Source organism: Oleiharenicola lentus, from assembly GCF_004118375.1.
In the GTDB taxonomy this organism is placed as follows: Bacteria; Verrucomicrobiota; Verrucomicrobiia; order Opitutales; family Opitutaceae; genus Lacunisphaera; species Lacunisphaera lenta.
On record NZ_SDHX01000002.1, the window covers coordinates 828,546 to 839,676 of the forward strand.

Sequence of the window (11,131 nt, forward strand, 5' to 3'; positions counted from 1 at the left end):
CCCCATGCCCGGCGCCAAGCCCGACACCCTGCGTGAGACCACCCTGCCCGCCCTGCTGCTGGGCGGAGACCTCGTGGTGGCCTTCGCCGGCCTGAGCCTTGGCTGGTGGCTGCGTTACCACTCGGCGCTGGGCCTGCTCGGTCTCGACGTGCCCGACGCACGTTTCGCCGCCTACCTGCCGCTCGTGATCATGGGCGTGATTTTCCTCGTGGCCGCCTTCGCCCAGCAGGGTCTCTACGACGGGCGCATGCTTCTCCGCAAACAGCAGAGCCTGAACCTGCTCGCGCGCGGCACGGTATTCTGGGTCGTCGTGTATCTGGCGTTCTCGCTGGTCATCAAGTTCGACCCCCCGATCTCGCGACTCTTCGTGATCATCGCCGCGCTCGTCACCCTGCTGCTGCTCGGCCTGTGGCGGGAAATTTTCTACCGCGTGCTCACGCGCCCCGCACTCCTGCCGCGCCTCCAGCGTCGGGTCGCCCTGCTCGGCTGGAACCCCGCCGCCTACGGCCTCGTGCAGGAAATGCAGAAGGGCCCGGCCCATCCCTATGCGGTGGTCGGCTGCATTGACGAAGGCTCCGGCGTCGCGGACTGCCCGCTGCCCCGGCTGGGGGTGGTCGGAGACCTCGGCACCGTGCTCATCAGCGAACGCATCGATGTCCTGATCGCCGCGCACCTGGACATCCCGGCGGACAGACTGCGCGCCATCACGGCCGTCTGCGAACGGACCTACGTGGAGTGGAAGGTCGTGCCGGCGGCGTTCCCGATTTTCCTCACCGGCCTGCGCCTGCAGACCGTCGGCAGCGTGCCCGTGATCGGCGTCGAGGACCTGGCCATTTCCCGGCTTTTCAACCGCGCCGCCAAGCGCCTGATCGACCTCACCGGCGCCCTGGTCGGGCTGATCGTCTCCACGCCCGTCATCGCGGTGCTGGCGGCGCTCATCAAGGCCGAGTCGCCGCGCGGCCCGGTGTTCTTCCGCCAGACGCGGATCGGCGCCGGCCACCAGGAGTTCACGCTCTACAAGTTGCGTTCCATGCGGCCCGATGCCGAGGCCAGCGACCACCTGAACCAGAGCACGCAGAAAAATGACGCCCGTCTGCTCCGCATCGGCGGCTGGATGCGCCGCTGGAACCTCGACGAGCTGCCGCAATACTGGAACGTCCTGTGCGGCGACATGAGCCTCGTGGGCCCGCGGCCCGAGCGCCCGCACCATGTCGAGCAGCTCTCCGCCGTCATCCCGCACTACTTGCCGCGCCACCTCGTGAAGCCCGGCATGACCGGCTGGGCGCAGGTCAACGGCCTGCGCGGCGACACCGATCTCGCGGAGCGGATCCGCTACGACATTTTCTACATCGAGAACTGGTCGCTCTGGTTCGACGGGCAGATCCTGCTGCTGACCTTCGTGCGCTGGCGCAACGGCGCCTAGCGCCCTAACAGCGTCCGCACTCCGCGTGAAAGCGGCCCCATGGGCTGCCCCGGCTGCAACGACGGCGGCAGCGCTTCTCTCATCCGCGGGTCCGTCAGCACCGCGCGCACCGATTCCGGATTCGGATGCGGCACGAGCAGCCGCGGCTGTCCGATGAAAACCGCCGCATCACCTGTGCGTTGAAACTCCCGCACCAGCCGCACCGGCGTCTCGCGGTCGCTCGCTCGCGGCAGGATAATGCCGCGCATCACCTCAGCCGAGATCCCCGCCCAGCCGACGAGAAGAAACCCACCCCAAGCCGCCGCCAGCCATCGTTGCCGGGCCGTGTGCACCAGCGCGATCACGCAGCCGAGGTTCGCCAACGGCAACAACAGCATGAAATCCGCGTAACGCGAAGGCACCCCGGAGCCGAATTCTCCGCCCCCGCCACGAGACCACGCAGCACCAGCCGCAATGAGAATGGTCCAGAACGCCAGCAACAGCGCGAAGTCAGCGGCGACCGCCGTCGGCGCTTTTTGCACCACGCGACGAAAGAGCACGATCGCCACCGGCAGGTTCAGCACCAGCGCCGCCCACGGCTGCCCCGTGTGCGGCCATGCCAGCATCCGCCCGAATGCGATGACGAATCCCGTCGGCGTGACGGATTGCAGCTCCGCATGGACCGGCACCGGCGCGTGCAGCCACCAGCCGCCAACCGAGAACAGCCCGGCCAACGCCAACAGCGACCAGCGGACCGCACCCTCACGAATGCGCAGCAGGCAAAAAACACCCAACGCCACGGGCGCCAGCAGGCCCGGGCCCATGGCGAGCATGGACGCGCCGACGGCCAGCCAGCCGGCGATGTTTCTCCCCAAGGTGGATTCCCGCGAAGCCAGCAGGCCGAAGCCACCCACCGCGAATCCGACCGCGAAATAAACCTGCGACTGGAATCCCCACAGCGCGTTGTGCCAACCGACCAGCGGCAACGAGAACAGCCCCACCGCCGCCCCGGCGAGCCAGACCGGCCGGGCACTCAAACCAACTGTCAGAAACCAGACCAGCAAACCTGCGATCACCGCATGCAGTCCGGCGCCGGCCGTTTGCTGCACCAGCGGGTCCCATTGCCCATTCGCGGCGAAGATCCCGCGGTTGAGCAGATGCGTCCACACGATGCGGTGTTCGTTGTGCGGAGCAATGACCGCCACCAGCGGCGCGCCGCCCTCGCGCATCGCCGGGTAAAGCCCCCGTCCTTCCACGTCCCACTGGTCGTGAAACGGGATGTCGGTGCCGGCAACAGTCACCAACGCGAGCTGCGCCACCAGCACGACCAGCGCCGCCAGGAGCGCGGCCGCCACGCGCACAGGCTGTCGCGTCCGCTCCCCGCTCATACCGGCCGCACCTGCCGGTGCCCCCGCTGCCGCGCCCGCCAGAGCGCCACCCGTTTCCACAGTCCGAACGCCGTCCGCCACTTCCAGCGCGCGAAGGCCGAGCGGCCAAAATGCTTCAGATAGACGTCGCGATTGGCATCGAAGATGACGGTCGCCATCCGGTCGTAGTCCTTGGCGACGCTGAGGCCCTTGAGGTGCGTGAGGCTCACGCGGCCGTCGTAAACCACGCGTTGGCCCGACCGGGCGACGCGAATGCACAGGTCGAGGTCGTCGCCATACATGAAGAAATTCTCGTCGAAGACCGCGCCGGCGCCGCCCGCAACCTCATCGAGCACGGCGCGACGCCCGAGCATGAAGGCACCGTTGATCGCGCCGACCTCGTAGGTGCCACCGACCGGCAGATGGGTGAGGTTGTAGCCGGCAAACCGCGCCGAGTTGGGAAACGCCGCCGCGAGACCGCTCGCGCGACAGAAACCATCCCACAATGTCGGGATTGAGCGCCGGCAGGCGGCGTCGAGGGTTCCGTCAGCCTGCACAAGCCGCGGTGAGATCAGCCCGATCTCCGGTTCGGCCAGCACCCGGCGCACACAGTGCTCCAGCGCCGCCGCGTTGCCGACCGTGTCGGGATTCAGAAACAGCACGCACTCGCCGGAAGTGGCGCGGAAACCGGCGTTGTTGGCGCGGCCGAAGCCGAGGTTCGCGCCGGATTCCAGGAACTTCACGCCCGGGAAGGCACCGGCGATCCACGCCGCCACGCCGTCGCCGGGCGAATTGTTCACCACGCACACTTCCACCGATCGCCCCAGCAATTCACGCGGCAGCGAACCGAGGCAGGCCGGCAGTTCGTCCCGTGACCGGTAGGCCACGATGATGACGGAGAGGAGGGGCGGAGCGGCGGACACTCACTCCAGCCTTGTCGCTCCCCATGGCGACCGCAACGCTGCGCTGTCCCATGCCCGCCCCCCTGATCAGCGTCATCATCGTATGCCGGAATCCGGGGCCGGCCCTGCGCACGGCCCTCGGCAGCGTGTGGCAGCAGGAAGCCGGTGACCACGAGGTCGTGGTCGTGGACGGCGCCTCGACCGACGGGACCCGCGAGTGGCTGGCGGAACAATCCGCCCGACTCGGCGCCTGGGTCAGCGAGCCCGACGGCGGCGTTTACGACGCCATGAACAAGGCGTTCCGCCTCGCGCAAGGCGAGTGGGTATTGTTTCTCGGGGCCGACGACCGGCTGGCCGACCGCGGCGTGCTGACCGCCGTGAAGCCCGATCTGAAAAACCCGACCGCCGGCGTGGTCGTGGGTGAAGCAGCCTACGATGACGGGCGCGTCTATCGCTCCGGCGCCACGGGCTCGGCGGTGCAACGCAACTTCGTGCATCACCAGGCGGCGTTCTACCGGCGCACCCTTTTCGAGAAACACGGCGGTTTTGACGCCACGCTCCCCACGCGTGCCGACTACGATTTCAACCTGCGCCTGATGCAGGCCGGCACCGTCTTCCAAAGCGTCCGCGCGCGCATCGCCGTCTGCGGCAGCGGCGGCCTGAGCGACAGCGGCCGCTGGAGCGGCTACCGCGAGGAAATCACGGTGCGGCACCGCCATTTTCCCGCCTGGCGCTGCTGGCTCTGGGATGCCGGTTCCGGCGTGCGCTATCTGCGCAAGAAAATCGTCCGCAGCTTCGCCAGCACCCGGCCCGAGTAACGGCCCAGACCGAGCCGGCCCGAAACGAAGCGGTCGCCCAGCCGCAGCCAGTCGCTGCCGAACAGCAAACGCAGCGGCAAGGAGCGCCAGAAGTCCCGGTCGTAGCGCGCCGCCCGCACGGGTTGACGCCACGCCGGCTCCGCCTGCCGGATCTCCGCCCGCGCCGCGACCAAGGCCCGCCAATAGGACCCATACACGGCCTGTCGCAGCGCCCAGGGCATGACACCGTAGTCGAGTTGTCCTGACTGCCACCACCAGTCGCCCGTGATCGCGCGGAAGCGCGCGAAGTGAAACAGCACGAGCGGACGACCGTCCACCGCAACGCTTCCCGGCCCGACGGCGCAAGGCTGGGCCGTCCAGTTCCACGGAGCCAGATTCACGCCCGGATCGTCCAGCACCAGCACGGCCGCGCCGAATTTTTCGGGCCAGGCATCGAGATACTTTTGGTCGGCGTATTTCCCGTCCTCCAGCCGGTCATGGCACCAGGCCAGACATTGCGTCCGCCAGTCGTCGAGACAGGCCCGTCCGGAGTCGTCGTTGCGAAACGACAGCAGGCCCACGTTGTAGCGGCCGTGCTTTTCGTAGTGCCGAAGCCACTCGGGAAAGCGGTGGCCGGTGACCAGGATGCTCGCCCCGGCGGCGTCCATCGCGGTGAACACGCCCTCGGGGTTGGCGAAGAAGAGCATGTCCGCGTCGAGGTAGGTCACGCGCCCGAGGTCCGGCCGCTTGCGGAGCAGGTAACGCGGCCAGGAGGGCGAGAGTGTGAAATAGTATTCGGCGCGCGTGCGGGTGGATTTCACGCGTGCGAGTTCCGGATCGGCGGACTCGAGTTCGGCGAGTGTCACCACCTTCAGGAAGCTGCCGCCCAACCCACCCAGCACCCGCGCCGTCGTTTCATCCAGAGCCAGCACCCAGAGGACCGAGTCCGGATCATGCTTCGCCAGTGAGCGCCACAACGCGAGCCCCTGCGGAAGAAAACCGCCGTCGAAGTAGGTGCAGTAGTGGTTCATGACCGGCCGGTCAGCCGCCGCCACAACCACCCGGGCAACCCGAGCAGCATGGACCGGCGCAGGTGGCGCACGCTGGCCCTTGCCATCTCCGGGAAAAGGTCGCCGCCGAACCGCGCACCACCCTGTTCCGCCAGATCGAGCGCGGCACCGTGCTGCCCCAGGAGCGTGGCGAACACCCAGCCCAGGAGCCAGGCGCGCCGGTCAAGCGAGTCGGCAAGCCGGGAGAAATCCCGCAAATACCGGAGATTGCCCCATGCAGAAGCGGTCGGCGCCAGCCGGCGCACCCAGGGCAGCCAGCGGGGCCCGAGGTGCCGGGCGAACAAGTCGCGCCGACCGCGGACCGTGCCGACCACGTCCAGCCGCGCCAGCCAGAAGGGTTCCCGTTCCATCGCCGCCAGCACTTCGGCCAGCTTGTCCTCGCCCTCGTAGGCATCGATGAGTCCCGGTTCAAAATCCACCGCCAGCAGGCGTTGCCGCCACGCCGGCGGCAGGCTGAGAAAGATGCCCAGATCCAGGCCCTGCGTGTCGCACTTCAGCCAGTCCACCCGGTCGATCCCGTTGGCCGCGAGGGCGGCCGGCAGGGTGACCGCCGGCACCGCCACGACTTTCTCCACCGTGAAGAAATCGGCGAACACCCAGTCCTGCAGACGGTCGGCCCGCGGCGTGAGCAGGCTGGAGCAATGTGGTGACTGGGTAAGGTTGAAGTTTTTGCGGCCGCCTTCCTCCACGGTCGGCGCCACCAGCCCCTCGCAGTAGATCCAGCGGCCGAAGGCCCCGTGGGCCCGCCCCAAGCGCTCGGTGTCACGCGCGTCGGGCTCAAAACCCACGCCGATGGAGTGGCGCGCGATGCTGCGCCACACCGGTGCCACGCCGCCCGCCGCCCCGATATCGACCAGCACCGGCGGCGTGGCCCGCAGCTCGGGTTCCTGTAAAATCCGGTCCACCAGACTCACGCGTCCGCCCTCCGTTTCAACAGCATGCCCGTTGATTGCAGCATGCCCCAGCCAACGGGCCAGCGCGCTTCGGCGTCAAACTCCTTCACGATTTCGTAGTGCGCAGCCACCCGGCGCCGGAAGTCCGCGCGGTTGAAAAACCACACGGGATAACTGGCCGCATAGATGGAGGGCGGCACATGCTGGACACACAAGCGGTCGGGACCGTGGTCGTGGAGCGGCAGGTTGTTGAGCAGCAGGCAGGGTATGCCGAGGCGGCTCCACTGCGCGAGGCAGCGAAACGGTTCATCCAGATACTGGAGGGCGCAGGAGCACAGCAGCACATCATGCGGCCCCGCGGCCTGCGCGGACGACACGTCGTGATAAAAGCCCAGCGGGGTGTCGGCGAGGTGTCGTCGGCCCGCCTCCACGTAGTCCGGCTGCTCGACCACATCCCAGCGCAGGTTTTCTCCCGACGGTAATTGGAACCGGTGCCGCCAGTAAGTGGAACCGAGCGAGCCGCCAAAATCCAGCACCCGCAGCCTGCCAGCGGAATTGGCGGCGATTGACTGCAAAATCCCAAGTAACGCCACGTCGGGCTCCGGCTGCGCAAACAGCACGCTGTCCCGCTCGAAAGCTGCACGCCCGGCCTTAACCTCCAGCGTGGCGGCGAGCACCTTCCGGAGAATGGCCCGATCGTCATATCCTCCGGAAACTGCGCGAGCCTCGACCCAAGTGCGGTAGTCGCCGCGAAACCAGCGCCAGCCGAAGATCGCCCGGAGGGAAGTTCGCAACGACAAGGGTGTGACGGTCCTGAACAGTCGGCGCAGACCGCCCTGTGCCCGGCGGCCCAACCGGGTGACCAAGCCGGTCGGTGGATAAGCGGCCCGCCACAAGGCCTGGCAACCCGGATGCACCTCCGGCGACGGCCAGACATCAGGCTGTCGCGGAGCCTTGCGCAAAGGCGGATTCTGCCATTCCTCCGCACCACCGGCATTCGTCGCACCCGCGTCGAAACCAATGTGCTCAACCATCGACCAAGGCGGTCGCAGACAAAGCCCACCCGACTGGAGATGGTGATACAGCCAGCGAACCGCCCAGACATTTCGCCGTTTTTCGCGGGCCGCCTGCATTGGGAGATCCGCCCCGTGCGCATCCGCAGCCACGCCCCTTCGCGCGGCCGAACGCATTTTATCCATGGCGCTTTCCTGATTCATACCCGTCCACGAACGGCTCCACGCCCCCCACACCCAGCAATCGGCGCGGGCATCGAAGTAGGGCCAGTCGCCCACATCCGCCGGCGTCACCCGCGGATGGGTCCAAGCCGACACGCTCATCACCCGCGGATCCGTCGCGTAGTGCCGGAGAGCGGCACGCATCCAATCATAGGTGCCCGGGACGCAAATCAGGTCATCCTCCCACACGACGAAGGCCTCATGCTTGGCCGCCACCTCATCGACCCCGGCCAGCACATTGCGCCCCAGGCCGAGATTCTCCGGGCGCTCGGTCAACCGGAGGTCGCACCAGGCAACATCGCGCAACAGGGCGCGCACCTCGGCCACCTTCGCGGCATCCTCCGGCCCTTTGGCCCCGTCGGAAAAGGCGTAGATCAGCGGAACCGCATTTTCGCGCAAACATGCCAGCACCCGCGCCAGATGGGCGGGGCGGGCATAGGCAAAGAGCACCACCGGAATAAGTGCCGGTCCCTGGCTCATGCTCCGGCGGGCGAGCGCGCGTGCTCGCTTGCCATGCCATCCGCGTTCTGTTGCATGACGGCATCAAAAGCATCCCCCTGCCATTGGGAAGTCTGTTTGCATCCTTGCGCCGCATCCTGCTCCGTCCCGGGACTCTGCTCCAAACCCGGCGGGACATCCGGCGTTTGCAGCAGGAAGTCACGGCCGGGCGGCCCCTGCGCATCGTGGTCGGGAGCGCCGGCATCACGCCCGAGGGCTGGATCCAGACCGACATCGAATTCCTCGACCTGCTCAAGCCGTCCGACTGGGAACGATTCTTCCGGCCTAACTCGATCGATGCGATTCTCGCCGAGCATGTGTGGGAACACCTGACGCCGGATAACGGCGCCCGGGCCGCCGCCGTCTGCTTCACCTACCTGAAGCCGGGAGGCTACCTGCGGCTGGCCGTCCCGGATGGCTTCAATCCCGATCCCGCCTACTTGAACTGGGTGCGCCCCGGCGGCAACGGCCCGGGGGCCGATGATCACAAGGTGCTCTACGACCACGAAAGCCTGGTCGCCCTGCTCACGGCCGCGGGGTTCGCGGTGGAGTTGCTGGAGCACTTTGACCGGACGGGGAAGTTTCATCACCGCGACTGGGCCCCCGCCGACGGGATGATCCACCGTTCCCGCCGCTTCGATGAGCGCAACCAGGGCGGCCGCCTCGCCTACACGTCACTCATGGTGGACGCCCGGAAACCCGCAGCCCGCACCGCCTAGCGACGACGCAAATAGGACCAGGCCCGCAGGGGGATGAGCAAAGCCAGGGTCTGGGCCCGGGCGGCCACCCGCACGGCGGGGTGGCAATACGAGGCCAGCCATCCGGCCAGCGCGTAGGAAACCACGGTCGCATAAGCCGCCCCGAGCCCGCCCCAGCGCGGAATGAACAGGCAGTTGAGCAGCACATTGGCGACCGCCCCGCTCAGGGTGGCGGCGAGATAGAACTTCTGCAGACCCTCGTTGACCAGCCATTGCCCGCGCGCGACGCCCAGGAAGACAAACACACTGGCCCAGATGTGAACCGACAGAATGGGTGCGGCATCCGCGAACTTTTCGCCATAGGCAAGACGGACGATCCACGGCGCCGCCAGCGCAATGGGCACGGAGAGCAGATAAGCCACCCCCGCGCTGAGATCATAGTATTGCTGCTGCCGGGCCGCGTAAACCGCCGGGGCCTGCTCGCGGGCGCGCAGGAGGGCGGGCAGCACGCTGGCGGCAAGGGCCGTAGGCAGGAAATAGCAGAGTTCGCTCAGCTTCACCGCCGCAGCATAGACGCCCACCGCCTGCGCGTCGGCCAGATACCGCAGCATGACCTCGTCAATGCGCAGATAAATGATTACGGCGAGATTGGCGAACATCAGCGGCCAGGCCTCGGTGAGCAGCCACCGCGTGGTCGCCCCGTCGGCCGGGCGGAGCGGCCAGCGCAGGCCCAGTCCGCGGGCCGCCCAGTAGTACCCGGCCGTGCAGAGCACCAGTTCACCGATAATGACCCAGGCAAACGCCGGGACCGAGGCCCCGGAGGAAACCAGCCACAGCCGCAGGCACGCCGACACGGACAATGCGCCCAGTTGGACGATGGTGCCGCGTTTCGCCTGGAGCTGCACTTGCAGCCAAAGCTCGTTCAGGTAGGCCGCCGGCTGAAACAAGATGAGCCCGACGATGAGCAGCAAACGGCGCTCCACGCTGCTCCCGCCGAATCCGAGCGCGACCAAACCCACCAACCCGGCATAGGCCAGCGTCCCCGCACCCAACCGCAGCAGGAGAGCGGTGCAGAGGAGGGCAGGCGTGCGGTCGGGTGTCTTGAGCAGCTCGCGCCGCAGGACGGAATCCAACCCGAGCTCCGGCAGGAATCCCAACAGCGTGACCATCGCGATGGCATAGGTCAGGGAACCAAGTTCGGCCGGACCGAGGTAACGCGCCACGACCAAGCCCACCAGCACGCCGAGCACCAGGCGCCCGATGCGCTCGACCACCAGCCAGCCGAAATTCCGCACCGCTTTTTGCGCGAGCGGTTTCGCCAGCAGGGCCCGGACTGATTGCATGCCGAATGCGATGCCGTGCGCAGGTGGAACAGTCAAGGTTGCCGCCCGCCACCGGCCGCTGCAAGGCGCCCGCCAGTTCCGGGGCAAACCCGCGCAAATGTGCTTTCCCCCCACCCGGGTTGCCCTAGCCTGCCCGCGCTTCATGAAGCTCTCCGTCGTCATCCCCTGCTACAACGAGCGGAACACCATCCGCAGCATCGTGGAGGCGGTGCGTCATGCGCCGGTGAAGGCGAAGGAAATCATCGTCGTGGACGACTGCTCGACCGACGGCACGCGCGACATCCTCAAGGCCGAGATCGAGGCGCTCGTGGACCGGGTGATCTACCATTCCGTCAACCAGGGCAAGGGCGCGGCGCTGCGAACCGGTTTCGCGGCCGCGACGGGCGACGCCGTGATCGTGCAGGATGCCGATCTCGAATACGATCCGCAGGAATACCCGAAGCTGCTCAAGCCGATCCTCGACGGGAAGGCCGACGTCGTCTTCGGCTCGCGCTTCATGGGCGCCGACGCGCACCGCGTGGTCTATTTCTGGCACATGGTGGGCAACCGCTTCCTCACCCTCTGCTCGAACATGATGACCAATCTGAACCTCACCGACATGGAAACCTGCTACAAGGTGTTCCGCCGGGAAGTGCTGCAACAGATTCGGATCCAGGAGAACCGCTTTGGCTTCGAGCCCGAGATCACCGCCAAGGTCGCGCGCCTTGAGGGCTGCCGGATCTACGAGGTCGGCATCAGCTATTACGGCCGCACCTACGCCGAGGGCAAAAAGATCGGCTGGCGCGACGGCATCCGCGCGCTCTACGCGATCGTGCGCTACAATTTCGGGGCCTGAGCCGGCCCGCGGCCCGGACAACTGAGCGCGAACAGCGGGGAAGCGACCACGGCTCACCGGCCTTTCCCTCACCGCCCAGACCGGCCCCTCC

10 protein-coding genes are annotated in these 11,131 nt (G+C 67.4%); 4 read left to right on the forward strand and 6 right to left on the reverse strand.

The window, feature by feature from the left end; all coding sequences use genetic code 11:
* Positions 1-4: 4 nt before the first annotated feature.
* The gene (locus ESB00_RS17265; protein WP_129049074.1) at positions 5-1,423 is read left to right on the forward strand and encodes an exopolysaccharide biosynthesis polyprenyl glycosylphosphotransferase; all 1,419 of its coding nucleotides are present in this window, start codon (positions 5-7) and stop codon (positions 1,421-1,423) included.
* On the opposite strand, the gene ESB00_RS17270 is transcribed toward ESB00_RS17265, so the two are convergent.
* Positions 1,420-2,757, reverse strand: coding sequence for a hypothetical protein (locus ESB00_RS17270; RefSeq protein ID WP_129049076.1), 1,338 nt, complete (start codon positions 2,755-2,757; stop codon positions 1,420-1,422). The genes ESB00_RS17265 and ESB00_RS17270 overlap by 4 nt on opposite strands.
* Before the next feature lie 29 nt (positions 2,758-2,786).
* Positions 2,787-3,692 carry a glycosyltransferase family 2 protein gene (locus ESB00_RS17275; RefSeq protein WP_129049079.1) on the reverse strand — a complete coding sequence of 302 codons (906 nt, stop codon included), beginning with the start codon at positions 3,690-3,692 and terminating at the stop codon, positions 2,787-2,789.
* Positions 3,693-3,742: 50 nt separating this feature from the next.
* Between ESB00_RS17275 and ESB00_RS17280 the strand changes: the two genes are divergently transcribed.
* On the forward strand, positions 3,743-4,489 hold the full coding sequence (locus ESB00_RS17280; protein WP_164976283.1) for a glycosyltransferase family 2 protein: 747 nt from the start codon (positions 3,743-3,745) through the stop codon (positions 4,487-4,489).
* On the opposite strand, the gene ESB00_RS17285 is transcribed toward ESB00_RS17280, so the two are convergent.
* The 3 genes from ESB00_RS17285 to ESB00_RS17295 are packed head-to-tail and all read right to left on the reverse strand — an operon-like array spanning position 4,438 to position 8,146.
* On the reverse strand, positions 4,438-5,499 hold the full coding sequence (locus ESB00_RS17285) for a hypothetical protein (RefSeq protein WP_129049084.1): 1,062 nt from the start codon (positions 5,497-5,499) through the stop codon (positions 4,438-4,440). The genes ESB00_RS17280 and ESB00_RS17285 overlap by 52 nt on opposite strands.
* Positions 5,496-6,452, reverse strand: coding sequence for a class I SAM-dependent methyltransferase (locus ESB00_RS17290; protein ID WP_164976284.1), 957 nt, complete (start codon positions 6,450-6,452; stop codon positions 5,496-5,498). Before ESB00_RS17290 ends, ESB00_RS17285 begins: the two co-directional genes overlap by 4 nt.
* Positions 6,449-8,146 carry a methyltransferase, TIGR04325 family gene (locus tag ESB00_RS17295; RefSeq protein ID WP_129049090.1) on the reverse strand — a complete coding sequence of 566 codons (1,698 nt, stop codon included), beginning with the start codon at positions 8,144-8,146 and terminating at the stop codon, positions 6,449-6,451. Before ESB00_RS17295 ends, ESB00_RS17290 begins: the two co-directional genes overlap by 4 nt.
* 104 nt (positions 8,147-8,250) lie before the next feature.
* On the opposite strand from ESB00_RS17295, the gene ESB00_RS17300 reads away from it, so the two are divergent.
* Positions 8,251-8,883, forward strand: coding sequence for a class I SAM-dependent methyltransferase (locus ESB00_RS17300; RefSeq protein ID WP_246026516.1), 633 nt, complete (start codon positions 8,251-8,253; stop codon positions 8,881-8,883).
* Here ESB00_RS17300 and ESB00_RS17305 read toward each other — a convergent pair.
* Positions 8,880-10,205, reverse strand: a complete 1,326-nt coding sequence (locus tag ESB00_RS17305; protein WP_164976285.1) for a flippase — start codon at positions 10,203-10,205, stop codon at positions 8,880-8,882. The genes ESB00_RS17300 and ESB00_RS17305 overlap by 4 nt on opposite strands.
* Positions 10,206-10,347: 142 nt before the next feature.
* Here ESB00_RS17305 and ESB00_RS17310 point away from each other — a divergent pair, with 142 nt between their 5' ends.
* Positions 10,348-11,040 carry a glycosyltransferase family 2 protein gene (locus ESB00_RS17310; RefSeq protein WP_129049094.1) on the forward strand — a complete coding sequence of 231 codons (693 nt, stop codon included), beginning with the start codon at positions 10,348-10,350 and terminating at the stop codon, positions 11,038-11,040.
* Positions 11,041-11,131 lie beyond the last annotated feature (91 nt).

Excerpts from the sequence above, each read along its gene's own strand:
- ESB00_RS17265 (WP_129049074.1), top strand. The coding sequence starts at position 5 with ATGCCCGGCGCCAAGCCCGACACCCTGCGTGAGACCACCCTGCCCGCC.
- ESB00_RS17280 (WP_164976283.1), top strand. The coding sequence starts at position 3,743 with ATGCCCGCCCCCCTGATCAGCGTCATCATCGTATGCCGGAATCCGGGG.
- ESB00_RS17285 (WP_129049084.1), bottom strand. The coding sequence starts at position 5,499 with ATGAACCACTACTGCACCTACTTCGACGGCGGTTTTCTTCCGCAGGGG.
- ESB00_RS17295 (WP_129049090.1), bottom strand. The coding sequence starts at position 8,146 with ATGAGCCAGGGACCGGCACTTATTCCGGTGGTGCTCTTTGCCTATGCC.
- ESB00_RS17305 (WP_164976285.1), bottom strand. The coding sequence starts at position 10,205 with ATGCAATCAGTCCGGGCCCTGCTGGCGAAACCGCTCGCGCAAAAAGCG.
- ESB00_RS17310 (WP_129049094.1), top strand. The coding sequence starts at position 10,348 with ATGAAGCTCTCCGTCGTCATCCCCTGCTACAACGAGCGGAACACCATC.